We start from the raw sequence: 24,896 nt of genomic DNA, 5'->3' as shown, positions 1-24,896 counted from the left end.
GAGCCTATCCAGGCCACCGGTCGTCCCGACGCTCCGGTCGAGCGTGCGCGTCGCCCGCCGCCGGCTGGGCGTCACGCGCAGCAGCGAGGGCACTCTCGGGCGGCTGCGACAATGGATGGGCCATGACGATCAGCACTGCATCCCCGCCCACCACGGCCGCGACCGCACCGGCTCCGCCCTTGCGGATCGGCCCGCACACCATCGGCACGCCCGTCGTGCTCGCGCCGATGGCCGGAATCACGAACCGCGCATTCCGGCGGCTGTGCCGACAGTGGGGCCCGGACTGCCTGTATGTCTCCGAGATGATCACCTCACGCGCGCTCGTCGAGCGCAGCCCGGAGACGATGCGCCTCATCGAGCACGACGCGGGGGAGTCGCCGCGCTCCATCCAGCTGTACGGTGTCGACCCCGCGACGGTGCGCCTGGCGGCGCGGCTGCTGGTCACCGAGGATCGCGCCGACCACATCGACCTGAACTTCGGCTGCCCCGTGCCCAAGGTGACCCGCAAGGGTGGCGGCGCGGCGCTGCCGTGGAAGACGGAGCTGTTTCGGGGGATCGTCTCGGCCGCAGTAGGCGAGGCCAGCGCGCGGGGGATCCCGGTGACCGTGAAGATGCGCATCGGCATCGACGAGGACCATCACACGTATCTGGAGGCCGGTCGCATCGCCCAGCAGGAGGGGGTGGCGGCCGTCGCGCTGCACGCGCGCACCGCGTCGCAGGCGTACTCGGGCCAGGCCGACTGGAGCGCGATCGCGCGGCTGCGGGAAGTCGTCACGCAGGTGCCGGTGCTGGGTAACGGCGACATCTGGTCGGCTGCGGATGCGGTGGCCATGGTGCGCGCGACCGGGTGCGACGGGGTCGTTGTGGGGCGTGGCTGCCTGGGGCGGCCGTGGCTCTTCGCGGACCTCACCGCCGCCTTCGCCGGCTCGGCGCACACGACTGCCCCGACGCTGGGGGAGGTGGCCCGGACGCTGCGCGAACACACAGAGTTCTTGGCGGAGTTCTACGGTGACGAGGGGCGCGCGTGCCGCGACATCCGCAAGCACATCGCCTGGTACCTCAAGGGATTCCGTGCCGGCTCGCAGATCCGTCACCAGCTCGCGCTGGTCGACGACCTGGCCGCCCTCGACGGGCTACTGGCGAACCTCGACCCCGACGACCCGTGGCCGGGCGACGACGCCGAAGGCCCCCGCGGCCGCGCCGGCTCCCCCCGCCGCGTCGCACTCCCCGAGCATTGGCTCGACTCCCGCGACCTGCACCCCGACCAGGCCGCCGCCGTCGCCCACGCCGAACTCAGCGTCTCCGGCGGGTGAGCGGGGTGCCGGTCGATCTGACCGGGCCGCGACTGCTCAGCCCGCACCGCCGCCGGCGGCAGGGGTGCGGACGTCGACCTCCACCGGTCGGGCAGGGTCGGTGATCCAGTCGCTCCAGGAGCCGATGTAGACGGGCACCTGGCCACCGAGGTCGGCGGCGGCGATCGCCAGAGCCACGAGCGAGGCCTGAACTCCGCTGCCGCAGTAGGTGGCGACCGGGCGCTCGCCGTCGATACCCACCGCACCCAACGCCTGGCGCAACTCCCGCTCCGGCAGGAGGCGACCGTCGCCGGCGACCAGGGAGCGCGCCGGGAGGCTGACCGCGCGCGGGATGTGGCCCGCCACCGGATCGATCGTCTCGTTCTGGCCGTGGAAGCGGTCGGCGGGGCGGGCGTCGATCAGGAGACCCTCACGGGCGTAGAGGTCGGCCTGCTCCGCCTCCAAGACGTTGATGCGCGAGCGCCGCACGGAGAAGTCGCCCTCCTCGACCATGCGGAACCCCGACGCAATCGGCAGTCGCAGCGCCCGCCAGGCCGCGATCCCACCGTCGAGCACCAAGACGTCGTACTTGCCGAAGTGCCGCAACAGCCACCAAAGACGCGCCGCGGCCAGCGATCCGAAGTCGTCGTACACGACCACCAGGCGGTCGTTGTCGACCCCGCACTCGGCCATGTTCAGCTCGAAGTCGTCCACCGTCGGCATCGGATGCCGACCGCCCGAGCCGCCATCACCTCGCCGGCCCGACAGATCCCGCTCCAGATCGACGAACACCGCCCCGGGCAGGTGCCCCTGCAGGTAGGCGTCGTAGCCGTTGTCCGACCCCAGCTCCCACCGCACGTCGAGAATGAGCGGCGCGTCGCCGGGGCTGCCCGCGAGCAGGTCCGCCAGCTGCGAAGCAGTGATGAGGGGGTGGCGATGCATGGCGGGTGACCTTACCTGTCGGCCGGTGCGGGCTCCGGACGGGGAAGAGGGGACGGTTTGGGTATGCCGTGGCTCACTCTATGGTTTGGCTGTGCCCGAACGCAGCCTTGACCTCGACAAAGACCCCGGGCAGCCGGGCGCGGGTCACCGCAGCGCCGACAGCACGGCCGAGCGCACCACGTACGGCGCGGCCGACCGGGCCCGCTGGGTCGCCGAGGATCCAGCCCATAAGCGGGCCGACCGCGACGACTTCGCCCGCGACCGCGCCCGCGTGCTGCACTCGGCCGCGCTGCGCCGACTCGCGGCCAAAACCCAAGTCATGCAACCGGACTCCGACGACTTCGTGCGTAACCGCCTCACCCATTCCCTCGAAGTCGCCCAGATCGGCCGCGAGTTCGCCCAGCTGCTGGGCTGCGCCGCCGACGTCGTCGACACAGCCTGCCTGGCCCACGACCTGGGGCACCCGCCGTTCGGGCACAACGGCGAGGCCGCCCTCGACGCCATCGCCGCCGACATCGGGGGCTTCGAGGGCAACGCTCAGACCCTGCGGTTGCTCACCCGACTCGAGGCCAAACGCACCCATGCCGACGGGCGGCCCGCGGGCCTCAACCTCACCCGCGCCAGCCTCGACGCCGCCACCAAGTACCCCTGGCCGCGCGGGCAAGCGCCGACCGGAGGTCGCAAATTCGGTGTGTACGCCGACGACCGGCCGGTCTTCGACTGGCTGCGCGAGGGAGCCCCGGCGGGGCGTCGCTGCCTTGAGGCGCAGGCCATGGACTGGGCCGACGACGTCGCCTACTCGGTGCACGACGTCGAGGACGCCGTCGCGGGCGGCCTGCTCGACCTGCGGGTGCTGACCAGCCCGAGCGACCTGCGCGGGGTGTACCCCGTGGCCCGCGACTGGTACGCCCCAGGGCTCGACGACGAGGCGCTCGTCGAGGCGGCGGCTCGGCTCGCCGCCGACGACGCCGTGCCGAGCAGCTACGACGGCAGTCGCGCGGCCCAGGCGCGGCTCAAGGACATGACGAGTCGCCTCATCGGCCGGTTCGTCGTCGCCGCCGAGCGAGCCACTCGCGCAGCCCACGGACCCCAGCCACTCGTGCGGTACACCGCCGACCTCATCGTGCCGCAGTCGGCGGTCGCCGAGGTCGTGTTGCTCAAGTCCCTCGCGGCCCACTTCGTCATGCTCTCCCCGGCCCGCGTGGCCGTGCGCCGCGCCGAACAGGATGTCGTGGCCGACCTCGTGCAGGCGTTCGTCGAGCACCCGCAGCGGCTCGACGCCGCGCTGGCGATCGATTACCAGGAGGCCGCCGACGAGGCTGCGCGGCTGCGGGTGGTCGTCGACCAGGTGGCCTCGCTCTCCGACGTGCGGGCCTGGTCGCTGCACGGGCGCTGGTGTCGCTAGCCGCGGCGCCCGGCGCGAGCGTCGACCCGGTTGTCACCGGTGGCATCTAGACTCCGGGCAAGAGAGCGTCGGGGCTGGCAGGAGGTGTGAACGTGGCGGGCCGGATCCGCGAGGAGGATGTCGAGGCGGTCAAGGAGCGCGCGGCCATCGAAGACGTCGTGCGCGACCATGTGACGTTGACTCGCGCCGGCACCGGGCGGCTCAAGGGGCTCTGCCCGTTCCACGACGAGAAGACCGCTTCGTTCACCGTGCGCCCCGCCGCGGGCCGCTGGCACTGCTTCGGCTGCAACGAGGGCGGCGACGTCATCTCCTTTCTCATGAAGGTCGACCACGTGACGTTCGTCGAGGCCGTCGAGGCGTTGGCCGGGCGGTTCGGGGTGCACCTGCAGTACGAGGAGGGGGCGGCGCCCGAGCCGGGCGCGCACGGTCGTCGGCGGCGCCTCATGGAGGCCCATCGGGTGGCCGAGGAGTTCTACCACGACGGTCTGCTGAGACTGCCCGACGCCCGCGCCGGCCGCGACTTTCTGCGCGCCCGCGGCTTCGACTCCGCGGCTGCCGCCCACTTCGGCGTCGGGTACGCGCCCCGCACGGGTACGGCCCTTGTGGCACACCTTCGCGACAAGGGTTTCACCGAAGACGACCTGGTGCTGGCCGGCCTCATCGGTCGCAGCGAGCGCGGCCCCTACGACCGGTTTCGCGGGCGACTTGTGTGGCCCATCCGCGACATCACCGGCGCCACCGTCGGCTTCGGCGCGCGGCGCCTCTTCGACGACGACCGCGTCGGCGCCAAGTACCTCAACACGGCCGAGAGTCCCATCTACAAGAAGACCACCGTGCTCTACGGGCTCGACCTGGCCAAGAAGGCCATCGCGACGAGTCGGCGCGCGGTCGTCGTCGAGGGCTACACCGACGTCATGGCAGCGCACCTGGCGGGCGTGGAGTCGGCGGTCGCCACGTGCGGCACGGCGTTCGGGCCCGATCACGTGGGCACGTTGCGGCGCATCCTGCGCGACGACTCCGGCGCCAACCCGGCCCGCACCGTCTTCACGTTCGACGGCGACGCCGCGGGGCAGAAGGCGGCGATGCGCGCCTTCGAGTTCGACCAGAAGTGGGCCTCGCAGAGTTACGTCGCGGTCGCCGACGGCGGGCAAGACCCCTGCGACCTGCGACTTTCCTCCGGGGATGCGGCGGTGCGGCTGCTCATCGAGGGCGCCGCGCCGATGTTCGAGTTCGCTGTCCGCACGACCCTCGCCGCGTTCGACCTGGGCACCGCCGAAGGGCGCGTCGCGGGCATGCGGGCCGTCGCGCCGATCATCGCCGGGATCCGCGACCAGGCGCTACGGCCGGAGTACACCCGCACGGTCGCCGGCTGGATAGGAGTCGAGGTCGACCAGTTGCACCGCATCGTCGCCCAGGTCGGGCGCGGCCCGCAGGCCGTGGATCCCCGGTCGCGGCGGCGCGAGCGCGATCAGGCTCCGGAGGCCGAGGCCGCCTCGACGCTGCTGCCCCGCCCCGACCTCCGCGACCCCGATGTCGACCGGGAACACCAGTTGTTGCAGATGCTCGTGCAGTACCCGCAGTCGTTTTCCGACGACGATGCCGCGGTGCTGGCCGGCACGCCGTTCACGGACGCGGCGCACCGGCGCGTGCAGCACGCGGTGCTCGGCGCGTGGGACGACCGCGGATCGGTGTCCGCGCGCGGCTGGCTGGAGACGGTCGAAGCGGGCGCGGGGGAGGAGGTCGGCTCGTTGGTCTCGGAGTTGGCGATGGCCCCGCTGCAGGCGCTGCCCGACCCGCGCACCGGTGGCCCCGATCAGCGCTACGTCGCCGACCTGCTGACCCGAACCCGGGAGGTGGCGTTGAGTCGGCGGATCGCCGAGACGACCGGGGCGATGCAACGCGCCGAGGCCGACGATCCGGGGCGCGTGCACACCCTGGCGGTCGAACTGACCGGCCTGCAAAGCGAACTCGCGCGGTTGCGGATGGGGGTGGCGTGATGGGCCTGTTCGGGGGGCCAAAGCTGCCCGCCGACGTCGACGCCGCCTTGGGCCGCGCGCGCGGCGAGCGGCTGCTTGCCGTCGGCCGCGACGAGCGCACCGGCGGCTATGTCGCCGCCACGACCCACCGGGTGGCGGCCCTGCCTGCCGTGCAGTCAGGCGTTGCGGCGGGCGATCCGGCAGCGGGCGTCGAACCGGGCCCCCGCCTGGAGTCGGTGGCGCGCCCCTGGCACGAGGTGTCCGGCGGGGCCTGGGAGCCGATGACCCGCACGATTTCGGTCACGTGGGTCGACGGTGGGCGCGCCGCCCAGTGGAGCCTGCGCGAGGGCGGCGAGAGGTTCGCGGCGGTCTTCTACGAGCGGGTGGCCGCCAGCGTCGTCATCGACGCCCCGGTCGAACTCGACGGGCGCGCCGTTGGCCGCGTGGCCATCCGCCGGGACCTGGCCACGGGGCAGCCGATGCGTCAGATCGCCTGGACCCGCGGCGCGCGCCCCACCGACCCGCACGCCGTCGCCTACGCCGACCTCCTGTTAGAAGACCTCGCCGAACAGGCCGGCCTCACCTGAGCCCGCCCGGGCCGAGCGTCTGCTGCTCCGGGTTCGCTCCGGGTGCCGCGGGCGGCCGGTGCTCGACACCGCCCAGGGACCTCGGATTTCGTTGCAGGTGGGACCGTTTGCTACCCTCACTGAGGCGCCATTCCCCTGTAGCTCAACTGGCAGAGCATTCGGCTGTTAACCGAAGGGTTGTTGGTTCGAGTCCAACCGGGGGAGCCACCCGAACCCCGCACCACGGTCCGCTGACCAGGTGCGGGGTTCATTTCGTCGGGTGCCAACCTGGTTCTGGTCCCTATCGGTTGCGCGGTGACCGCCTGCTTTGTGACTCGGTGGCCCGCGGGTGCCCCATCGATGCGAGCGTCAGCCACACGATCCGAGCATCGGGGGTCGACGCCAGACCAGCGTCGCGCCGGACGCGACGAAACCGGGCCGACTCTGACAGCGACCCGGTTACCCGAGCACGTCAGCGACGTCGACGCTGACCTCGACCAGCTGCTCACCCACCGGCACGCTCACCACAGCTACGACGTGCTCGTCAAAGACCTGCGACTCGGGATACGTGCTCGTCTGCTCGTCGAGCGTGAACACGAGCAGGGCACGTCGCTCACGATCAAGCACCCAGTACATCGAGATGCCCATGGCCGCGTACGCGTGCCGCTTAGGGCCGAGGTCGGTGGCGCGGTTCGTCGACGTCACCTCGATGACGAGCGTGGGCGGTGTGTCGCTGCCGTCGTCGGGGACCAGCATCGCATCAGGGCACACGACCGACTCTGGACCGCGCAGCTCGCTACCCGGTTGCGCACGCCAGCCGTAGCTGCGGACCACCTGTTGCAGAGCGTCACTCAAACAGCCGACGGCACGCTGGTGATGACGGTTCGGCGACGGCGACACAGACAGGTCCCCTTGAATCAGTTCGTACCGGCGATGGTCACCGGCCTTCTCAGCAGCCTCGGACAGGGCGTCGAACGCCGGCACAGGGATCTGCATACGACCAGCAGTGCCCCCCGAGAGCTGTGCGTGCCGGTCCGTGGAGATGACAGCGCCGACGGGTCGCCCGTGGCGCTCGACGATGACATCGCCCTCGATGGAATCGCGCAGCAGTGCCGACAAGCCGCGCGAATTCGCCTCGGTCACGCTGACAGTCGTCACGTGTCAAGTCTACCTAGATTTCTATCTAGAAACTAGGGCCACGCAGTCCTCGCGGGTTGTCCATTTGTGCCGGTCAACCAATGTTCTTCGAGTAGGGCGTGTGGGGCTTGAACCCACGACCGACGGATTATGAGTCCGCTGCTCTGACCGGCTGAGCTAACGCCCCGAGGTGACCCCGCTGCTGCTGGCGCCGGCCTGGCACCCTGTCGCGCCGGGGTTCCCCGTCACGGTAGCTGACGACGCAGGTCGCGGACGGCGGCGGCCATTCGGCGGCAGATCTGTCTGGCGCGCGCACGCAAAGGGCCGCAACCGGAATCCCGGTCGCGGCCCAGAGGCGCGGACGTCAGTTGAGGTCGGCGGTCTCCCGGTTGACGGCGCTGCGCAGCAGGGCCAGGTTGGTCGACTGCCGGTCGGCGGCGAGGTACATGAACGTCGAGGGCGAGAGCATCTTGATGAGGTGCAGTTGGTCGCTGAGGGTCAGCAGCATGTCCTCCAGTTGGGAGTTGATGCCCAGGGCCTTGATGGTCTTGTTCTTCGCCTTGACCATCTCGCTGTTGTAGGCGCTGGCAACCTCGAGGTCGAAGTCGCCCCGGTTGCTCTTGGACGCCAGCGGCATGCCCGTCTCCATGTCGACGATGCAAGCGCCCAGGAAGCCGCTGATGTCGTTCGAGAGTCGATTGATAACGTCCGTCATCTGGTCCTGCGTGGCCATTGATCCCTACCTTCTCAAGGTGTCCAAGCGACCCGCGGGCCCCTCGTCGTCGTTCGCGTCGGTGTGCGTCGGTGTCCAAAGTACCGAGTGCTGGGCGACCGTCCCGGACGCTCGTTCACAAGTGTCGCTCATCAGTTCGCGCCACCGGGTCTGAGCGGCCCCGTGATATACATGACGGGCCTCCTGAACCCGGCCGTCGCACGTGCGGTCCACGACCAGGGCGGCGCGCGCACGCACCGCCCGCCCTTCGCGCGGGAGTGCTCCGCTGGCCGGAGAGGCCTTGGCCCGCAACGTCATTCGCAGGAAGGGGCTACCCGTGCACAGCGTGCTTGGCTCCACCACGCAACGTCAGGTCGCTTTCGTCGGCCCGCTGGGTGTGGGCAAGACAACAGCGGTGCGCGCGATCAGCGACGTGCCGGTGGTCAGCACGGAGGTGATCCGCTCGTCCGTGGCCGTCGGCCCCAAGCGGGCAGCGGAGAAACCGACGACGACGGTCGGCATCGACTACGGCGAGTGGGTCACGCCCGACGGCACCCGCGTCGGGGTGCTCGGCACGCCGGGCCAGCTCCGCTTCGCCTCCGCCCGCAGCTCGGTCGTCGCACGCCGCGCCTCCATCGTGTTGTGGGGTTTCGGTGACCGCCCGGAGACGGTCGAGGAGATGGCCGAGTGGCTCACCCGCATCGGCGACGAGACGGTATGGGCCCGCACGATCGTCGCCCTGACCCGCCGCGAGGCGCGCGAGGACGAGGCGATGCCCAACCTCGGCGACTTTCGCGCCCGCCTGGCACCGTTCCGGCCCGACATGCCTCTGCTGGAGGCCGACCCCCGCGACCGCGACCAGGTCGTGCGGGTCGTGTTGACGGCACTCGATCTGAACGACGACGCGAAGGAGTCGGCATGAGCGACGAGCGGGGGACGCTCCTCGGTTCGAGCATCGGAACCGACGAGCACGAGGTGGCGGCCCTGGTCATGCACGACGGCATCGCCCAGGAGTGGGAGCTGTGGTCGATGATCATCGGCCGCACCGCCCTGCCTCGGCTGGAGCGCATCCGCGACGCGTTGCCGACGATGACCTCGGCGATGCTCAGCACGGCCGACGGGCTCAACCTGTGCTGCCTCGGCGTGGCGCAGGAGGACGTGGGCCGGCTCGCCGCCCTTAACAGCTCGCTGTTCGCCGTCTCCTCCGCGCAGGCCGAGATCGTCAGCGAGGCCGGTGTTCACCCGGGCCAGGCCATGGTCAGCATCTCCACCGGTCACGGCCACCTGGTGCTGGTCAGCTTCGTCCAGCCGCCCCTGGGTCACCTGCTGCTGGCCGTCTCCGCGCAGGAGGCGCAGTTGGGCACGATGGTCGTCATCGTCCGGCGCTCCGCCGAAGAGATCCGCACCTGGCTCAGCGCCAACTGAGCCGGCACACGCCGACGGGCCCGGACCGCCCCTCTGGTGGTCCGGGCCCGTCGTTCGTGCGGGCGTGCCGGTCAGGCCTCGGCGAGCGTCAGGCCGATGGTCGACAGGAGCTCGTACGGCGGGATCTTGGTGCCGCCGGAGGCGATGGCAAGCAGGGCCGAGGCGAGGCTGGCCATCGCGGAGGTGAGGATGAGCGGGTCCTGGCCCTCCATCTCGTCGCGCAGCACGTCGACGTACTCGTTGACGGTGCAGCCGCCATCCATGCTCTGCATCCGTGCCGTCAAAATGGCCATGGCGCTCTGCATTCCCGGTGCCGGTGTGCCGTTGACGTTCATCATGTCCCTGATCCCCCCGTAGGTCGATGAGTGCAACCCCTGCGCCGCTTCCCCAAGCGGTGGCGACGATGTCGCCGGGTGCTGCCTTGATTCGAAGTGAATCGCATGTCTTGATCGGTTGTCCAGTTTCTGCCGGCCCACACGGGCCGCTGTTGTCGACAACCGGCCAGAGGTGATGTGAAGTGCGCTGCGGCACAAGACATCCCAGGTGGGGGCGGGTTTGCCCGCCAGTCGTTGCGCCGGCCCGGACGGCGGCGGCGACGCGCCGAAATGACACTCCAGGACACTTGGTCAAGAGCGTGTTCGTGATGCAGAATGGGCGCACGACGCAACAGTTCGGGCACTGGCCTTGGGAAGGGCGAGTGCGCGCATCGGTCGCGTCGACAATCGAATCGCTCATCGTTTCGAGCACGCACTACCGGAAATCCCGCCCGTGAGGTCGTTGGGGAAGACGTCCCTCACGCACCAGAGGAGGTCCGGATGTCTGTTGTTGCCTCGACCCTGATGACCCGTGGAGTGGTGTTCGTGCACTCCACACCCGCCGCGCTGTGCCCACACGTCTGCTGGGCGCTGGAGAGCGTGCTCGGGGAGCATGTGCGCCTTGGTTGGGCGCAGCAGCCCCTGGGCCGCTCGCTCGTGCGCGGGGAGTACTCCTGGGCCGGTGAACCCGGCACGGGAGCCCGCATCGCCAGCGCGCTGCGGGGTTTCGACGACCTCCGATACGAGGTCACCGAGGAGCCGAGCCCCGGCATCGACGGGTCTCGTTGGGTACACACCCCCAGCCTCGGCATCCACCACTCCTGGCTGGCCGCCAACGGCGACGCCGTCGTCAACGAGGATCGCCTGCGCGCCGCGATGCGCTCCGGCGACCACACCGCGCTGCGCCGCGAGATCGACTCGGCCCTGGGCACCGCCTGGGATCTCGAGCTCGACCCGTTCCGCCACGCCGGTGAGGGCCACCCGACCCGCTGGCTCTACCGCGTCAGCTGAGTAGACGACCGCCCCCTGCGATCCCGGACCGATCGGCCGGGGTGCGGTAACCACCGTCGTACCCTCGGGGGAGTGCGACGCAACGAGGGACCGACCCAGTGTGGGCCGGTCCCTCGTTCAGGTCTGGGGGATGGCCGCACGGCCGCGGCACGGCACTGGCAGGATCGCCTGCAAGACCAGAGACGCAGGGCTGAACCAGACGCAGGGCTGAAGAAGGGACGGACCGTGGACCAGCGGAGAGCGACCGTAGGGACCTACGTGATCGAGGGCGCGTGGGTCGTCGTGGGGCTGGTGCTGCTGGTGGCGGCGCTCCTGAGCACCGTCGCGATCGCGATCACCGTTGCCGCGGTCCTCGTCATCTCCCTCTTGATCGCCCGGCTGGTCTGGATGCGGGTGCTGCGCACGCAACGCGCCGGTGACCTGGGCGCGCCCACCGCGTACGCGCAGCGCGGCGGCACACCACGGACCGAGCTGATGCTGGCCGCGCTGGCGGCCGTGGCCTTCCTGGCCATCCTCTTCTTGCGTCAGGACGGCGCCATCACGACTCAGGGGCTCCTCATCGGGGCCATCCTGTTGATCGTCGTCGGGGCCGTGCGGGTCATGGCCTTCCGGCAGGCGGTGCAGATCATCTCCGGAATGCAGCCCGGGACCGGTCCCTGACGGACCGGCCCCGGGGCACACCAGATGTGGCGCTCAGTCGGCGTTGGCGAACGCGAGGGCCACGTTGCAGCCGCCGAAGCCGAAGGAGTTGTCCATCGCGACGATGTCGCCGTCGGGCAGCTTGCGCGGCTGCCCGTGCACGATGTCGAGGTCGATCGCCGGGTCGCGGTCGAAGAGGTTGATCTGGGCCGGGGCCAGGCGCTCCTGAATGGCCTTGATCGTGAAGATGGCCTCCAGCGAGCCCGCGGCGCCGAGCAGGTGCCCGGTCATCGACTTCGTCGCGCTGATCGCGAGCTGGTCGACGTTGTCGTCGAAGGCACGGTGGATCGCTTTGCACTCGGCGATGTCGCCGACCGGGGTGGACGTGGCGTGCGCGTTGAGGTGCACGACATCCTTGGGGTCGATATCGCCGAAGGCCAGCGCCTCCTTCATGGCCGCTGCCGCGCCGATGCCCTCGGGCTCCGGGGCGGCGGCGTGGTGCGCGTCGTTGCTGACACCGAAGCTCAACAGCTCGGCGTGGATCGTCGCGCCACGGGCCTTGGCGTGCTCGTAGGACTCCAGCACGAGCAGCGCCGCGCCCTCCCCGATGACGAAGCCGTCGCGGCCCGTGTCGTAGGGGCGTGAAGCGGTGGTCGGGTCGTCGTTGCGCTTGGACAACGCCTGCATGGCTGCGAAGCCGCCGATCGGGAGCGGGTGGATCGCGGCCTCGGTGCCGCCGGCGACGACCATGTCGGCACGCCCCTCGCGGATCATGCCCATGGCCGCGCCGATCGCCTCCGCGCCGGAGGCGCATGCGCTGACCGGAGTGTGCCCCCAGGCCTGCGCGCCCAGCTCGATCGCGACGGCGCCGGTCGGGCCGTTGACCAGCAGCATCGGCACCGCGAGCGGGAAGATGCGTCGAGGACCCTTGGTGCGCAGGTTCTCCCAGGAGTCGACGACGGTGGTGATGCCACCGACGCCCGAACCGATGGACACGGCCAGGCGCTCGGGCTCGATCTCCGGCGAGCCGGCGTCGGCCCAGGCCTCGCGCGCCGCCACGAGGGCGTACTGCGAACACGGGTCCTGGCGCCGGATCTCGACCCGGGAGAGTACCTGGTCGACCGGCTGCGCCAGCATGGAGGCGAAAGTCACGGGCAGGTCGTAGGTCTGCACCCACTCATACGGCATGGGACGGGCGCCGGAGGTGCCGGCCAGCAGGGCCTGCCAGGTGTCGGCGACGTTGCCGCCGAGCGGGCTCGTGGTGCCCATGCCGGTGACGACGATCCGCTTGGGGCTGGATGTGGACATGTCAGCAATCCTTCCGCCGCACGTACCGACGCTCGATGTCATCGGACCGGTACTCGCAGCCTTGCTCTGTGTGCTCTGGCGGCGTGGCCGGCGCGCTGACGCTGCACCGGCCACGCTCAACGGGGGAGGCTCAGGCCTGGGCCTTGGCGATGAAGTCGACGGCGTCCTGAACCGTGGTCAGGTTCTTGACCTCCTCGTCGGGGATGCGCACACCGAACTTTTCCTCGGCGTTGACGACGATCGTCATCATCGACAGCGAGTCGATGTCGAGGTCCTCGGTGAAGGACTTGTCGAGCTGGACGGCGTCCTGCTCGACACCCGTCTCCTCGTTGATGATGTCGGCGAGGCCCGCCAGAATCTCCTGGGTGTCAGCCATGGTGTCTCCTTGTGTCGTGGTTGTTCGTTGGTTGTGTCGTGTTCGATTGACCCGTCGAACCGGCGGGAGTCTCGTGGTGGTCGCCTAGGGCAGCACGACCACCTGGGCCGCCCAGGTGAGGCCGGCGCCGAAGCCGAACTGCAGGCACAGGTCGCCGCTGCGGGCGCGGCCTTCGCGCAGCAGCCGGGCCGTAGCCAGCGGCACGGAGGCGCCGGAGGTGTTGGCCATGTCGGCGATGTCCTCCCGCGCCACGACGACGCGGTCGGGCAGCTTGAGCTGCTTGACCATCGTGTCGATGATGCGGATGTTGGCCTGGTGCGGCACGAAGACGTCGATGTCGTCGATCGTCAGCCCGGCTGCCGCGACGGCCTCCTTGGCCACGGCGGCCATCTTGAAGGCCGCCCAGCGGAAGACCGACGGGCCGACCATGTCGATGAACGGCCAGGCGCGCTGCTCCGGCGTGGAGTCGGGGCTCTCGACGGCGGCCCGCCACTGCACCCAGTCGGTGGACTGGCGGATGAGCTCGTAGCCGGAGCCGTCTGCGCCCCAGACCGTGGGGCCCACACCGGGAAACTCGCTCGGGCCGACGAGGGCGGCGCCGGCGCCATCGCCGAAGATGAACGCCGTGCCGCGGTCGTGCCAGTCGCGGAAGTCCGACATCTTCTCCGAGCCGACGACGAGCACGAACTCGCTGCTGCCGCCGCGAATGAGATCGTCGGCCACGCCGATCCCGTAGCAGTAGCCGGAGCACGCCGCGCCGAGGTCGAACGCCGCGGCGTTGCTCGCCCCCAGGGCGTGGGCCACGAGGGTGGCGGCGGCCGGGGTCTGCAGCGGGTGGGAGAGGGTGGCCACGATGACGGCGCCGATCCGGGTCGGGTCGACGCCGGCGGCCTCGATGGCCGCGCGGCCGGCGGAGATCGCCATGTCGGCGACCGACTCGGTGGGCGCGGCCTGTCGGCGGGTTGCGATGCCGGAGCGCTCGCGGATCCACTCGTCGGTGGAGTCGATGTACTCGCAGATCTCGTCGTTGGTCACGATCCGCTCGGGGCGGTGGTCGCCCACGCCCCAGATGCGCGAGTACTGCGCGCCCGTGCGGGTCGACAGGGTGGGCCGCTGTGCCCGGTCGGCGGGTGCGGGCACCTCAGGCATGCTGCTCAATGAGGTCACGCGCGGCCTCCAGGTCGTCGGGGGTGCGCAAAGCGAGCGTCTGCACGCCCTTCATTCCGCGCTTGGCCAGGCCGACGAGCGTGCCGGACGGCGGCAGTTCGATCATCGCGGTGACACCGAGCTCGACGAGCCGGTCCATGCACAGGTCCCAGCGCACGGGGCGGCCGACCTGCGCGACGAGCCGGTCGAGCACCTCCTGGCCGCCGGTGACGACCTCGCCGTCGCGGTTGGAGATCAGCGGGATCGAGCTGTCGTGCGGCTCAAGGCCGACGGCGAAGGTCGTGAGCTCGGTGATCGCCGGCTCCATGTGGTGGGTGTGGAAGGCGCCCGCGACCGAGAGCGGGATGACCCGGGTCTTGGCGGGCGGGTCGTCGGTGAGGGCGGCGAGCTGCTCCATGGTGCCGGCGGCGACGACCTGCCCGGCCCCGTTCATGTTGGCCGGGGTGAGGCCGTGGCGCGCCAGCGTGTCGGCGACCTGCTGCGGATCGCCGCCCATCACCGCGCTCATGCCCGTCGGCGTGACCGCGCTGGCCTGCGCCATCCCAGCGCCGCGCACCCGCACGAAGCCCATGGCGTCGGGCGTGGAGAGCACTCCGGCGGCCGCGGCGGCAGCGATCTCACCGACCGAGTGTCCGGCGGCGACGCCGACACCGTCGAGCGCCGGCGTGAGCGTGGGGTGGGTCTGCGTGTCTGCGCCGAACAGTGCGGGCAGCACGAGCAGCGCCGCGCCGACGATGAGCGGCTGAGCCACGGCGGTGTCTTTGATCGTCGCCTCGTCGGAGACGGTGCCGTGGGTCAGCAGATCGACGTCGGCGGCCTGCGACAGCCACTCGAGGCGGTCGCGCAGGCCGGGCAATTCCAGCCAAGGGGAGAGGAAACCGGGCTTCTGCGAACCCTGGCCGGGACACACGATGGCAAGCACGTGTTCCACTGTCCAGCAGGTCGAGCGTCCATGGCGCTCTGCGAGTCGACAAAGAAGCGTGGCACTTTTGGAGGGTTCCTACAACGAGAACCGGGAATGTTCCGCCGTTGCGTGCGCTAATTGCCCGCGTCGCGACGGCGGGGCCGGGGCGCTGCCGAGTCGAGGATGCCCAGGGTGATGGCGGTCTGCACGACGTGCGCCTCGCGGGCGTCGGAAAGGTCGTAACCGATGGTCTCGATGATGCGGCCGAGCCGGTAGCGCACGGTGTTGGCGTGCACGTAGAGGCCCCGCGCGGTGGCCTCGATGCCCCGCCCGCACTGCAGGTACACCGACGCGGTCTCCAGCAGCGAACCACCGGCGCGACGCAGCGGCTGGTAGACGCGCTCGACCAGGTGGTGCCGGGCCGGCACGTCGCCGAGCAGCACCCGCTCGGGCAGCAGGTCGTCGGCCAGCACGGGGCGGGGCGCGTCCGGCCAGCCTGGTGCGGCACGCAGCCCGGAGAGAGCGGCGCGGGCCGAGCGACCGGCGGCGAACAGCCGCGGCACGCTGGGGCCGATGACGACCGGACCCGCGGCGAAGTGCGGCAAGAGTTGCGTGACGGCCTGCGTGAGGTCGGCCTGCGCCCAGGTCGTCCGGTCGCGGGCGCCGAGGATGACCACGAGCCGACGGCCCTGCACGGCGATGAGGGCCTCGAGCTGCTCGCGGGCGGCGACGCCGCGGATCTTCTCGAGCGCCGAGTCACGTTCTCCCGCGGGCCGGTCGCCGACGACGACGGTGACCGGTCCCAGCTCGCCCCAGCCGAGGGCGGTGGCGCGGGACGTCATCTCGTCGTCGGCCTCCCCGCGCAGCACGGCGTCGACGACGAGGGACTCCAGACGGGCGTCCCAGGCGCCGCGAGCCTCCGCCGCCGTCGCGTAGACCTGAGCGGTCGCGAAGGCGACCTCGCGGGAGTAGCGCAGCACGGCCACGCCCAACACGGCCTCGTCGCCGGGGGCGGCCAGCTCGACGACGTGGTCCTCGACGACCTCGACGATGCTGCGCACGAGGTCGACCGTCTGCGCCAGGGTGATCGAGCGGGTCAGTTCGCGCGGGGCCTCGCCGAAGATGTCGGCGGTCAGCCGGGCGGGTCGGGAGGCATCGCGGCACCATGCGACGAAGGTCGCGATGCCGCTCTGGGCGACCAACCCGACCCACGACCGCTCCTGCGCCGGCAGCGCCTTGTACCAGTCGAGCCGGGCGTCGAGGTGCCGCAGAGCCGCGGTCATGAGGTCGCCGGCGGCGCGCTCGATGTTGCGCACGGTCTCTTCGCGCAACGGTGCGGACGCAGTGGCCATCCCGGCAGCCTACGAGTGTGAACGAGGGTCGAGCTATCCGTCGCCACCTCGCCATGTGCTGGCTACTGTGCCCTCACGCCGAATTCGCCTGCAGTAGATGGGATCACGCGCATGACATCTCGTTCACGGATCACCCCGTTCGCGCTGGTCGGCACCGTCGCCCTGACGCTCTCTACGCTGGCCGCCGCGCCCGTGGTCAACGCGGCGCCCCCGCCGACCGGCTCGCCCTTGGCCGCGCAGGCGCCTGCCGACACGGCCGCCAAGCCCCCGCACCCGCACCAGAAGCGCCCGGGCGAGCCGCTCATCGTGGCGCACCGCGGCGCCTCCGGCTACCGCCCGGAGCACACCATCGCCGCCTACGAGCTGGCCGCCGCGATGGGAGCCGACTACATCGAACCCGACCTGGTGCTGACCAAGGACGGCATGCTCGTCGACCGCCACGAGCCCGAGATCGGCGGCACCACGAACGTCGCCGACCACCCGGAGTTCGCGGATCGCAAGACGACGAAGAACCTCGACGGCACCGACGTCACGGGCTGGTTCACCGAGGACTTCACGCTTGCCGAGCTCAAGAGCCTGCGGGCGGTCGAGCGGCTGCCGAAGCAGCGCCAACACAACACGATCTATGACGGGCTGTACGACGTGCCGACCTTCGAGGAGGTGCTGACACTGCGGGAGGAGCTCTCCAAGAAGCACGGCCGCACGATCGGCATCATCCCCGAGATCAAGCACTCCACGTACTTTCATGAGAAGGGGTTGAACCCCGAGCAGGCGTTCCTGGAGGCAGTCCGCAAGCACGGCCTGAACAGCAAGAAGGCGCCCCTGTGGCTGCAGTCGTTCGAGATCACGAACCTGCGGGCCGTGCGCGACATGGGCTACCGGGCGAACTCGACGTTCCTGGCGTGGACCGGCGACGGGCAGTGGGACGGGCCGTACGACCTGCTGAGCAAGGGCGACGCGCGCAAGTACTCCGACTGGATGAAACCCGCGGGCCTGAAGGAGATCGCCACCTTCGCCGACGGCATCGGCCCGGAGAAGTTCTTCGTCATCCCCAAGAAGGCCGACGGCACGCTGGATGCGCCGACGAGCCTCGTCGCCGACGCCCACGCGGCCGGCCTGAAGGTGGTGCCGTGGACCTTCCGCAACGAGAACTCCTTCATGGCCAAGGACTTCCAGACCAGCGACGACGCCACCCAGTACGGCCGCGCCATCGACGAGATGGTCACCTACCTGCGCACCGGCATCGACGGGCTCTTCACCGACAACCCCGACACCGGCGTCATTGCCCGCCAGCACTTCCTCGCCGAGAAGGGCAAGTAGGCGGACGTCGAGGCCTGGGCGTCGCAGTGTCGGTTGACGTAGCGACCTTTCGACGCACTCGGGGCACCTTCGGCAACTAGGCCAGGTCGCTGACCTGCGGCTTCGTGATCAGGCTCGTTCGCGAGTGCGTCGAGAAGTCGCTACGAGTGCTGTGCCGGCGGCCTGCTGATGCGGCGCAGGGTGTCGAGGACCACTGCGCTATCGGCGTCACCCTCGCCGTCGGTCACGAGGGTGTCGAAGAGGTCGCGGAGGACCTCGAGCTGAGGCAGGGAGGTTCCGCTCGCGGCGGCGGCGTCGCGGGCGAAGGTCAGGTCCTTGAGCAGGTAACGGGTGGGGCCCGACGGGGTGAAGTCGTCGGTGGCCAACGCGTCGGCCTTCTGCCGGAGGACTTCGGAGGCCGCCAGGCCGCCGCCGAGGATGTCGAGGACCGCGGCGCGGTCGAGACCACTGCGCTCGGCGAGCACCATCGCCTCGGCCAGCGCGGTGAGGGTGCCGGCCACGACCATCTGGTTGCACGCCTTGGCGAGCGAGCCGGCGCCGACGTCGCCGAGGCGGACAACCGTTGTACCGACGCAGTGGAACAACGGGTCGAGGTCGGTGACGGCGCCGGTGGGGCCGCCGATCATGATCGACAGCGTCCCCGCCTGCGCCCCAGCGACCCCGCCGCTCATCGGGGCGTCGACGACGGTGACGCCCCGGGCGGCGAGTTCGCGCGCGATCTCGGCGACCCGCACCGGCGACACGGTGCTCATGACGACAAGGGTGCGCACGCGGCTGCCCTCGCCGAGCAGCTCGGGCAGGAGCGCCTCGAGCGGCGGCAGGTCGGGGAGCAGGCTGAGGACGACGGGGCAGTCACGGCCCAGGTCGGCGAGGTCGTCGACGACGCGGATCGAGCCGCCGCCGACAGGGTGGGCCTCGGCGTCGGTCAACCCGACGTCGCGGCGGTTCCAGGCGCGGACGTCGTGGCCGGCCGCAGCGAGATTCGCCGCCACGGGCTGGCCCATGAGCCCGAGCCCGATGACGCCGACGGCCTCGCTCACGACGAGCTCCCGGCGCGCAGATCGAGGAGCACCTTGCTGCTGCTCGCGCGGTCGGCGGCCATCTCGAAGGCGCGGCTCGCCTCGTGCAGCGGCACGACACCGGTGATGACGGCGTCGACGTCGAGCCCGTCGGCGAGCAGCCGCACGGCGTCGTGGATCTCGTCGTGGAAGCGGAACGCGCCGACGACCTCGAGCTCGCGGGTGACGACGAGATTCCCGGGGAACGGCGTCTGCCCCGGCGGGAGGATGCCGAGCAGCACGAGCCGACCGCCACGCACGAGCCTGGCCGCACCGGCGGCGACGCCGTGCGGCGAGCCGGAGGCGTCGATCGCGATGTCGACCTCGTCGGGCCAGTTCGGGTCGGCCGGGTCGTCGGCCCGCACGGTCGCGGTCGCACCGACGGCCCGGCTGATCGCCAGCGCGCCGTCGACGAGGTCGCTCACGACGATCTGCGCGGCACCCTCATGGGCCAGGACGGCGACGACGAGCGCCCCGATCGGCCCCGCGCCGGTGACGAGCACCCGCTTGCCGCGCACGTCCCCGGCCCGCCGCACGGCGTGCAGCGCGACCGAGAGCGGCTCGGCGAGCGCCCCGCGGCGCAGGTCGAGTCCGTCGGGGAGGGCCACGACCTGGTCGGGCCGCACGACGATCCGCTGCGCGAAGCCGCCCTGCGTGTGCGGGAAGCGCATCGAGCTGCCGAGGTAGCGGGTGTCGCGGCAGACATTGGCCCGCCCGTCGAGGCACTCGGGGCAGACACCGCACGGGCTCGCCGGGTACACGGTGACCGGCGTGCCGACGGCCGGCGCCTGCGCCCCGTCGCCGAGCGCCGCGACCGTGCCGGAGACCTCGTGCCCGAGGACCATGGGCTCCTGCAGCGGGAAGTCGCCGATGCCGCCATGGTTGACGTAGTGCATGTCGGAGCCGCACACCCCGCCGTAGGCGACGTCGATGGCGACGAGGCCGGGCCCGGGCTCGGGGGCGGGGATGGTGTCGATCCGCAGGTCGTGCGCCCCGTGAACGACGCACGCCAGCATCCCGGAGGACGTGGGCGCAGAAGAGAGCACAGAAGAGTGTGACATCAGAGCACGCTCGTCATTCCGCCGTCGACGAAGACGACCTGCCCGTTGACGAAGTTCGACGCGGGGCTGGAGAGATAGACCAGGGTGCCGACGAGGTCCTTGACGTCGCCCCAGCGCCCGGCGGGGGTCCGCTTCTCGACCCAGGCGGTGAAGTCCTTGTCGGCCACGAGGGCCGAGGTCAGCTCGGTGGCGAAGTAGCCCGGCGCCAGCCCGTTGACCTGGATGCCGTGGACGGCGAGGTCGGCGCACAGGCCGCGGGTCAGCATCTTCAGCGCGCCCTTCGTGGCCGAGTAGGCGGCGATGCCGGGGCGGGCGAGCTCGGTCTGGACCGAGCAGATGTTGACGATCTTGCCGCGGCCCCGCTCGATCATCCCCGGTGCGACGGCGCGGGACATGACGAAGGCGCTCGTGATGTTCGTCTGCAGGAGCGCCTGCCACGCCTCGTCGGTGAACTCGGTGATCGGCGCGCGGTGCTGCATCCCGGCGTTGTTGACGAGGATGTCGACGGGCCCGGCGAGCTCGGCGACGCGCTCGAGCCCGGCGGCCGCGGCCGCGCCGTCGGTGACGTCGAAGGCGACGGCGTGCACGGTGCCGCCGGTCAGCTCGGCGAGCTCGTCGCGGGTGCGCTCGAGCGCCTCCTGCCCGCGGGCGTTGAGGACGACGACCGCGCCGGCCTCGAGCAGGCCCTGGGCATGGGCGCGGCCGATCCCTTTGGAGGAGCCCGTCACGAGCGCGACGCGCCCGGTGATGTCGAACAGGGGGTGGTTCACGAGATTCCTTTCCACACGACAGCGTGTGATGGGTGGATCGAGGTCAGTAGCCGGCGGCCGGGTCGACGACGTTGGCGAGCGGCCGACCGGCGAGGAAGGCGCGCAGGTTGTCGCAGAACTGGTCGCAGATCCGCTCCTCCTCGCGCACGTCGAGCGCGGCGGTGTGCGGGCTGATGAGCACGTGGGGTAGGTCCCACAGGGGGGAGTCGGCCGGGAGCGGTTCGACGGCGGTGACGTCGAGGGCCGCGAACCCGACCCGTCCGTCCTGCAGCGCCGCGATCAGGGCCGGCTCGTCGATGACCGTGCCGCGTCCGACGTTGACGACGGTGACTCCGGGCTTGACGCGGGCGAGCAGTTCGTCGCCGAGCAGGCCTTCGGTCTGTGCGGTGCCGGGCAGGGTGACGACGATGTGGTCGGCCTCCCCGATGATGTCGGGCAGGTCGGCGACCGTGTGCACCTGCACGCCCTCGACCGGGGTCGCCGAGCGGCTCGCGCCGAGCACCCCAGGGCGCGGGACAGGCGCGCGACCTGCTCACCGATGCCGCCGAGGCCGAGGACGAGCACGGTGCTGCCCTCGATCGGGCGGGAGACGACCCGCTCGGGCCAGTGGTGGGCCGCCTGGTCGGCGAGCAGTCGCGGGAGCTCCTTCGCGCCGGCCATGATGCCGAACAAAGCCCATTCAGCGAGCGGCACGCCGTGCACGCCGGCCGACGTCGTGAAGGTGACCCGCTCCAACTCCTCGGGGGTGAGCCCGGCGGCGGCGACCGCGGCCCCACCGCCGGCAGCCATCGTCGTGAGCCACTTCAGGCCCGGGTTGGCGCGCACGGTCGGGGCAATCTGAGCCGGGTCCACGCCAGGGATCCCGTAGATGACGTCGGCGGCGGCGAGCATCTTCTCGAAGCGCTGCTGCTGCTCCGGCGTGCGGCGAAAGCTCGGGTCGCCCGCGTGATCGGCGGGGCAGCGCATCGGTGGCAGCAGGTCGTGGTCGACGACGACCTCGACGCGCGGGTCGACGGCGACGATGCGCTGCACGAGTTCAGGGCGCAGCGGGGTGGCAATCACGACGCGCACCCGGGTCGCGGCGGACGGGGACGTGGTTGCCGAGGCGTGTCCGGCTTCGGTGCGGTTGGGCTGGGTCGTCATGAGGCGTCCTCGATGAGGTTGAGGTCACGCCCCGCGGTCTCGGGCGTGACGAAGGTGGTGGCAAAGGTGATGAGGCTCAGCACGAAAGAGTAGAGACCGATGACCCACCAGGCGTTGCCGGAGGCGACGAGGAAGACGGCGCCGAGCAGCGGGGCGATGCCGCCGGCGATGACGGCGGAGAACTCCCGAGCGGTGGCGACCCCGGTGTAGCGGTGGGTGTTGCCGAAGAGTTCGGGCAGCAGCGCGCACTGTGGGCCGAGCATCGCCTGGACGCCGATGCCGATGCCGATCGCCATGACGAGCAGCACGAGCCACAACTGGCCGAGGGTCAGCAGATAGAAGGCGGGGAAGGCGATGATCGCCTGGAACAGCGCGCCGTAGCGGTAGATCGCCACCCGTCCGTACCGGTCGGACAGGTGCCCGAAGAGGACGACCGTGAAGATCGACACGAAGGCGGCGACGACGGCGCCCTGTGTGCCGATCGTGGCCCGGTGGCCCGCGAAGACCTCCAGGGATCCGACGAACGCGAGCAGCAGGGCCGAGTAGATCGAGGAGTTGCCGTTCTCGGCCATGCGCAGGCCGATGCCGATGAGGATGTTCTTCTTCGACGAGGCGATGGCCTGACCCACGGACTGCTTGTGGGTCTCGGCTTGGTGCTCCGCGAACTCCTGGAAGGTCGGCGACTCCTTGAGCTTGAGCCGGATGAGCACCGCCACGATGATCAAGACGAAGCCGAGCAGGAAGGGCACGCGCCACCACCACGTCTGGGTCAGGTCGGGGTGCGCGACCTGCAGGAGAGCGAACGTGCCGGCGCCGAGCAGGGTGCCGACCTGGATGCCGACGAAGGGCAGCGCGGCGAAGAAGCCGCGGCGGCGCGGGGGCGCGAATTCGCTGATGAGGACGGTCGCGCCGGCTTGTTCGGCGCCGGCCCCGAGGCCCTGGAGAATGCGCAGGAGCACCAGGAGGATGGGGGCGATGATGCCCGCCGTGGCGTAGGTGGGGAGCAGGCCGATGAGCATGCTGGCTCCGCCCATGAGCGCGATCGTCGCGATGAGCACGAACTTGCGGCCGACCCGGTCGCCGAGGGCACCGAAGAAGATGCCGCCGATGGGGCGGGCGGCGAAGCCGACGGCGTAGGTGCCGAAAGCGGCGATGGTGCCGCCCGCCGGACCGAGCGGCTCGAAGAACAGCTTGCCGAAGATCAGCGCGCTGGCCAGACCGTAAATGTAGAAGTCGTAGTACTCCAGTGCCGATCCCACCGAGCCGGCCAGGGTGGCACGGCGCAACTGGACGGGGTCTACCTGGTGCTCGGTTGTCGTTCGGGTCGGGGCGCTCACGGCGTCTCCTCGGGGGCTCGGGCGCACCCCACTGTGCGCCTCATGAGTCCCAGTGTGTCCGATAGGGCGAACAGAGTTCAATAGGTCGGCCAGAAGAATCGTCGCGGAACGCCTTCCGGATTGGCTGACCGGCCACTTCCTGGAGCCGCGAGCTAGCCGGCCGCGCGACCGTGACGCCGTGATAGGACGAGTCGAGAGGGCCACGCACTCGGAGAGGACGCATCGATGACCGAACGCACGCTCGCCTCGGTCCACGCCGGCGACGGATTCCATTGGGTGGGTGACGGCTTCTACGTCACGCAGTTGCTGCCCGGCACGCCGCAGTTGCAGCAGGCTGCGGACCCGTTCCTGCTGATGGACTACAACCCGGTGCGCGAGTATCCGCCGACGACGCGGCAGCGCGGCGTCGGGCCGCACCCGCACCGGGGGTTCGAGACGGTCACCCTCGCGTTCGAAGGGGCCGTGGCCCATCACGACTCGACCGGTGGCGGCGGCGTCATCTACCCCGGCGACGCGCAGTGGATGACGGCCGCGCGGGGCATCCTGCACAAGGAGTTCCACGAGCAGGAGTGGGCGGCCAAGGGCGGCCGCTTCCACATGCTGCAGCTGTGGGTCAATCTGCCCGGCAAGGACAAGATGAGCGAGCCCGGCTACCAGGCGCTCACGGCCGAGTCGATGGGCACCGTTAAGCTGCCCGGCGGTGGCACCGTGATCCTCTATGCCGGTGAGCTCGACGGCGAACGCGGCCCGGCCCGCACGCACACCCCGATCGAGCTGTGGGACGTGCATCTCGGAGTCGACGAGACCGCCGAGCTGGCCGTGCCCGACGGGCACACGATCATGGTCTTCGTGCTCGACGGGCAGGTCAGCACCGACGGCGGCACCATCGGGCGCGAGCGGCTGGGTCTGTTCGAGCGCTCCGGCGACGTGCTGCGCCTGACGGCCCCGGAGGCCGGGGCCCGCGTCATCGTGCTCGGCGGCGAGCCGATCGGTGAGCCGGTCATCTTCTATGGCCCGTTCGCGATGAACACCCAAGCCGAGATCGTCCAGGCCATCGAGGACTTCAACGCCGGCACGTTCGGGCAGCTGGCATGAGCGCCGACGACACGCCCCGCACGCCCGTCATCGGCATCCTCGTCGGCAGCACGCGTCCGGTGCGCGCCGGGCGTCAGCTCGCCGACCAGATCGCCGAGCTCGCGCGGCTGCGCTCCGAGGCCGACATCACCGTCATCGACCTCGCAGAGGTCAACTTGCCGTGGCTCGACGAGCCGAAGATGCCCGCGCTGGGTGACTACCAGCACGAGCACACGCGTGCCTGGGCGCGGGTGATCGACGGGCTCGACGCCGTCATCGTCGTGTCGCCGCAGTACAACGGGGGTTACCCGGCGCCACTGAAGAACGCCATCGACACGGTGTACGCGGAGTGGCGCGACAAGCCCGTGCTGCTCGTCACCTACGGCTTCCACGGCGGCTCGATGGCGGCGCAGCAGCTCACCCAGGTCTTCGGCGTCGTCAAAGCGAACCTGCTGGAGCCGCCGATCGCCATCAGCGCGACGAACGACGATCGTGACGCCTCCGGGCACCTGGCCAACCCCTGCGAGCTCGTCGAACGGCATCGCGCTCAGCTGGAGGTCGGCTTCGCCGCGATCCACACCGCGCTGGGGTGCTGAGCGGCGCCCTG

General features: G+C 70.8%; 24 protein-coding genes, 2 tRNA genes and 1 pseudogene. 12 read left to right on the top strand and 15 right to left on the bottom strand.

The window, feature by feature from the left end; translation table 11 throughout:
• Nucleotides 1–122: 122 nt before the first annotated feature.
• Entirely contained in the window at nt 123–1,313 is a 1,191-nt protein-coding gene (gene dusB / locus KILIM_RS05610; RefSeq protein ID WP_006591671.1) for a tRNA dihydrouridine synthase DusB, read from the top strand.
• 36 nt (nt 1,314–1,349) lie between these two features.
• Here dusB and KILIM_RS05605 read toward each other — a convergent pair whose 3' ends face one another.
• On the bottom strand, nt 1,350–2,234 hold the full coding sequence (locus tag KILIM_RS05605) for a sulfurtransferase (RefSeq protein WP_006591670.1): 885 nt from the start codon (nt 2,232–2,234) through the stop codon (nt 1,350–1,352).
• Here KILIM_RS05605 and KILIM_RS05600 point away from each other — a divergent pair.
• The 4 genes from KILIM_RS05600 to KILIM_RS05585 all read left to right on the top strand — a co-directional run bounded on the left by KILIM_RS05600 (nt 2,233) and on the right by KILIM_RS05585 (nt 6,409).
• On the top strand, nt 2,233–3,639 hold the full coding sequence (locus KILIM_RS05600; protein WP_006591669.1) for a deoxyguanosinetriphosphate triphosphohydrolase: 1,407 nt from the start codon (nt 2,233–2,235) through the stop codon (nt 3,637–3,639). The genes KILIM_RS05605 and KILIM_RS05600 overlap by 2 nt on opposite strands.
• A gap of 92 nt (nt 3,640–3,731) precedes the next feature.
• A complete protein-coding gene (gene dnaG / locus KILIM_RS05595; RefSeq protein ID WP_006591668.1) occupies nt 3,732–5,636 on the top strand; it encodes a DNA primase in 1,905 nt (634 codons plus the stop codon).
• Entirely contained in the window at nt 5,636–6,202 is a 567-nt protein-coding gene (locus tag KILIM_RS22110) for a hypothetical protein (protein WP_006591667.1), read from the top strand. The genes dnaG and KILIM_RS22110 overlap by 1 nt, the downstream gene beginning before the upstream one ends.
• Nucleotides 6,203–6,333: 131 nt before the next feature.
• Nucleotides 6,334–6,409: transfer RNA gene (locus KILIM_RS05585), tRNA-Asn, on the top strand.
• A gap of 231 nt (nt 6,410–6,640) precedes the next feature.
• Here KILIM_RS05585 and KILIM_RS22105 read toward each other — a convergent pair.
• The 3 genes from KILIM_RS22105 to KILIM_RS05570 form a co-directional block, all read right to left on the bottom strand.
• A complete protein-coding gene (locus KILIM_RS22105; protein WP_006591666.1) occupies nt 6,641–7,339 on the bottom strand; it encodes a Uma2 family endonuclease in 699 nt (232 codons plus the stop codon).
• 92 nt (nt 7,340–7,431) lie between these two features.
• Nucleotides 7,432–7,505 (bottom strand) — tRNA-Ile (locus tag KILIM_RS05575).
• A 177-nt stretch (nt 7,506–7,682) separates the two neighbouring features.
• Nucleotides 7,683–8,051, bottom strand: coding sequence for a roadblock/LC7 domain-containing protein (locus tag KILIM_RS05570; protein WP_006591665.1), 369 nt, complete (start codon nt 8,049–8,051; stop codon nt 7,683–7,685).
• Nucleotides 8,052–8,367: 316 nt separating this feature from the next.
• Between KILIM_RS05570 and KILIM_RS05565 the strand changes: the two genes are divergently transcribed.
• Nucleotides 8,368–8,952, top strand: a complete 585-nt coding sequence (locus KILIM_RS05565; protein ID WP_006591663.1) for a GTP-binding protein — start codon at nt 8,368–8,370, stop codon at nt 8,950–8,952.
• Nucleotides 8,949–9,455, top strand: a complete 507-nt coding sequence (locus KILIM_RS05560) for a roadblock/LC7 domain-containing protein (RefSeq protein WP_006591662.1) — start codon at nt 8,949–8,951, stop codon at nt 9,453–9,455. The genes KILIM_RS05565 and KILIM_RS05560 overlap by 4 nt, the downstream gene beginning before the upstream one ends.
• 71 nt (nt 9,456–9,526) lie before the next feature.
• Here KILIM_RS05560 and KILIM_RS05555 read toward each other — a convergent pair whose 3' ends face one another.
• Nucleotides 9,527–9,793, bottom strand: a complete 267-nt coding sequence (locus tag KILIM_RS05555) for a hypothetical protein (RefSeq protein WP_246308508.1) — start codon at nt 9,791–9,793, stop codon at nt 9,527–9,529.
• 477 nt (nt 9,794–10,270) lie between these two features.
• On the opposite strand from KILIM_RS05555, the gene KILIM_RS05550 reads away from it, so the two are divergent.
• Together KILIM_RS05550 and KILIM_RS05545 are read left to right on the top strand one after the other, a co-directional pair.
• Nucleotides 10,271–10,780 carry a DUF3145 domain-containing protein gene (locus KILIM_RS05550; RefSeq protein WP_006591660.1) on the top strand — a complete coding sequence of 170 codons (510 nt, stop codon included), beginning with the start codon at nt 10,271–10,273 and terminating at the stop codon, nt 10,778–10,780.
• A gap of 225 nt (nt 10,781–11,005) precedes the next feature.
• Nucleotides 11,006–11,440, top strand: coding sequence for a hypothetical protein (locus KILIM_RS05545; RefSeq protein ID WP_006591659.1), 435 nt, complete (start codon nt 11,006–11,008; stop codon nt 11,438–11,440).
• A 33-nt stretch (nt 11,441–11,473) separates the two neighbouring features.
• On the opposite strand, the gene fabF is transcribed toward KILIM_RS05545, so the two are convergent.
• From fabF to KILIM_RS05520, 5 genes are all read right to left on the bottom strand, one after another.
• On the bottom strand, nt 11,474–12,727 hold the full coding sequence (fabF, locus tag KILIM_RS05540) for a beta-ketoacyl-ACP synthase II (protein ID WP_006591658.1): 1,254 nt from the start codon (nt 12,725–12,727) through the stop codon (nt 11,474–11,476).
• A gap of 130 nt (nt 12,728–12,857) precedes the next feature.
• Nucleotides 12,858–13,103 carry an acyl carrier protein gene (locus KILIM_RS05535; RefSeq protein WP_006591657.1) on the bottom strand — a complete coding sequence of 82 codons (246 nt, stop codon included), beginning with the start codon at nt 13,101–13,103 and terminating at the stop codon, nt 12,858–12,860.
• Nucleotides 13,104–13,187: 84 nt separating this feature from the next.
• Entirely contained in the window at nt 13,188–14,252 is a 1,065-nt protein-coding gene (locus KILIM_RS05530) for a beta-ketoacyl-ACP synthase III (RefSeq protein WP_006591656.1), read from the bottom strand.
• A complete protein-coding gene (locus KILIM_RS05525) occupies nt 14,245–15,192 on the bottom strand; it encodes an ACP S-malonyltransferase (RefSeq protein WP_040562348.1) in 948 nt (315 codons plus the stop codon). Before KILIM_RS05525 ends, KILIM_RS05530 begins: the two co-directional genes overlap by 8 nt.
• Nucleotides 15,193–15,308: 116 nt before the next feature.
• Nucleotides 15,309–16,526, bottom strand: coding sequence for a PucR family transcriptional regulator (locus KILIM_RS05520; protein WP_006591654.1), 1,218 nt, complete (start codon nt 16,524–16,526; stop codon nt 15,309–15,311).
• 111 nt (nt 16,527–16,637) lie between these two features.
• Here KILIM_RS05520 and KILIM_RS05515 point away from each other — a divergent pair, with 111 nt between their 5' ends.
• Nucleotides 16,638–17,846: a glycerophosphodiester phosphodiesterase gene (locus KILIM_RS05515; RefSeq protein WP_006591653.1), complete on the top strand. Its 1,209-nt coding sequence runs from the start codon at nt 16,638–16,640 to the stop codon at nt 17,844–17,846.
• Between the two features lie 140 nt (nt 17,847–17,986).
• Here the strand turns inward: KILIM_RS05515 and KILIM_RS05510 are convergent, their stop codons facing one another.
• The 5 genes and pseudogenes from KILIM_RS05510 to KILIM_RS05490 form a co-directional block, all read right to left on the bottom strand.
• Complete coding sequence (locus KILIM_RS05510; RefSeq protein ID WP_006591652.1) at nt 17,987–18,886, bottom strand: NAD(P)-dependent oxidoreductase; 900 nt, start codon at nt 18,884–18,886, stop codon at nt 17,987–17,989.
• A complete protein-coding gene (locus KILIM_RS05505) occupies nt 18,883–19,965 on the bottom strand; it encodes an L-idonate 5-dehydrogenase (RefSeq protein WP_217997057.1) in 1,083 nt (360 codons plus the stop codon). Before KILIM_RS05505 ends, KILIM_RS05510 begins: the two co-directional genes overlap by 4 nt.
• Entirely contained in the window at nt 19,965–20,735 is a 771-nt protein-coding gene (locus KILIM_RS05500; protein ID WP_006591650.1) for an SDR family NAD(P)-dependent oxidoreductase, read from the bottom strand. Before KILIM_RS05500 ends, KILIM_RS05505 begins: the two co-directional genes overlap by 1 nt.
• A 43-nt stretch (nt 20,736–20,778) precedes the next feature.
• Nucleotides 20,779–21,395 (bottom strand): annotated as a pseudogene (locus KILIM_RS25330) (D-2-hydroxyacid dehydrogenase).
• Nucleotides 21,396–21,874: 479 nt separating this feature from the next.
• Nucleotides 21,875–23,215, bottom strand: a complete 1,341-nt coding sequence (locus tag KILIM_RS05490; protein WP_006591647.1) for an MFS transporter — start codon at nt 23,213–23,215, stop codon at nt 21,875–21,877.
• A gap of 225 nt (nt 23,216–23,440) precedes the next feature.
• Here KILIM_RS05490 and KILIM_RS05485 point away from each other — a divergent pair, with 225 nt between their 5' ends.
• Both KILIM_RS05485 and KILIM_RS05480 read left to right on the top strand, forming a co-directional pair.
• Nucleotides 23,441–24,310 carry a pirin family protein gene (locus tag KILIM_RS05485; RefSeq protein WP_006591646.1) on the top strand — a complete coding sequence of 290 codons (870 nt, stop codon included), beginning with the start codon at nt 23,441–23,443 and terminating at the stop codon, nt 24,308–24,310.
• A complete protein-coding gene (locus KILIM_RS05480; RefSeq protein ID WP_006591645.1) occupies nt 24,307–24,885 on the top strand; it encodes an NADPH-dependent FMN reductase in 579 nt (192 codons plus the stop codon). The genes KILIM_RS05485 and KILIM_RS05480 overlap by 4 nt, the downstream gene beginning before the upstream one ends.
• The last annotated feature ends 11 nt before the right edge of the window (nt 24,886–24,896 follow it).

It is taken from the genome of Kineosphaera limosa NBRC 100340 (assembly GCF_000298215.1).
GTDB lineage: Bacteria > Actinomycetota > Actinomycetes > Actinomycetales > Dermatophilaceae > Kineosphaera > Kineosphaera limosa.
Note: the sequence above shows the minus strand (reverse complement) of the source record. Positions and strands in the feature narration are given on the sequence as shown.

Bases quoted from the DNA above. Each gene is read 5' to 3' on its own strand.
- KILIM_RS05480 (WP_006591645.1), top strand. From the start codon at position 24,307: ATGAGCGCCGACGACACGCCCCGCACGCCCGTCATCGGCATCCTCGTC.
- KILIM_RS05505 (WP_217997057.1), bottom strand. From the start codon at position 19,965: ATGTCACACTCTTCTGTGCTCTCTTCTGCGCCCACGTCCTCCGGGATG.
- KILIM_RS05570 (WP_006591665.1), bottom strand. From the start codon at position 8,051: ATGGCCACGCAGGACCAGATGACGGACGTTATCAATCGACTCTCGAAC.
- KILIM_RS05605 (WP_006591670.1), bottom strand. From the start codon at position 2,234: ATGCATCGCCACCCCCTCATCACTGCTTCGCAGCTGGCGGACCTGCTC.
- KILIM_RS05600 (WP_006591669.1), top strand. From the start codon at position 2,233: ATGGCGGGTGACCTTACCTGTCGGCCGGTGCGGGCTCCGGACGGGGAA.
- KILIM_RS05515 (WP_006591653.1), top strand. From the start codon at position 16,638: ATGACATCTCGTTCACGGATCACCCCGTTCGCGCTGGTCGGCACCGTC.
- KILIM_RS05530 (WP_006591656.1), bottom strand. From the start codon at position 14,252: ATGCCTGAGGTGCCCGCACCCGCCGACCGGGCACAGCGGCCCACCCTG.
- fabF (WP_006591658.1), bottom strand. From the start codon at position 12,727: ATGTCCACATCCAGCCCCAAGCGGATCGTCGTCACCGGCATGGGCACC.
- KILIM_RS05485 (WP_006591646.1), top strand. From the start codon at position 23,441: ATGACCGAACGCACGCTCGCCTCGGTCCACGCCGGCGACGGATTCCAT.
- KILIM_RS05560 (WP_006591662.1), top strand. From the start codon at position 8,949: ATGAGCGACGAGCGGGGGACGCTCCTCGGTTCGAGCATCGGAACCGAC.
- KILIM_RS05550 (WP_006591660.1), top strand. From the start codon at position 10,271: ATGTCTGTTGTTGCCTCGACCCTGATGACCCGTGGAGTGGTGTTCGTG.
- KILIM_RS22110 (WP_006591667.1), top strand. From the start codon at position 5,636: ATGGGCCTGTTCGGGGGGCCAAAGCTGCCCGCCGACGTCGACGCCGCC.
- KILIM_RS05535 (WP_006591657.1), bottom strand. From the start codon at position 13,103: ATGGCTGACACCCAGGAGATTCTGGCGGGCCTCGCCGACATCATCAAC.
- dusB (WP_006591671.1), top strand. From the start codon at position 123: ATGACGATCAGCACTGCATCCCCGCCCACCACGGCCGCGACCGCACCG.
- KILIM_RS05520 (WP_006591654.1), bottom strand. From the start codon at position 16,526: ATGGCCACTGCGTCCGCACCGTTGCGCGAAGAGACCGTGCGCAACATC.
- KILIM_RS05555 (WP_246308508.1), bottom strand. From the start codon at position 9,793: ATGATGAACGTCAACGGCACACCGGCACCGGGAATGCAGAGCGCCATG.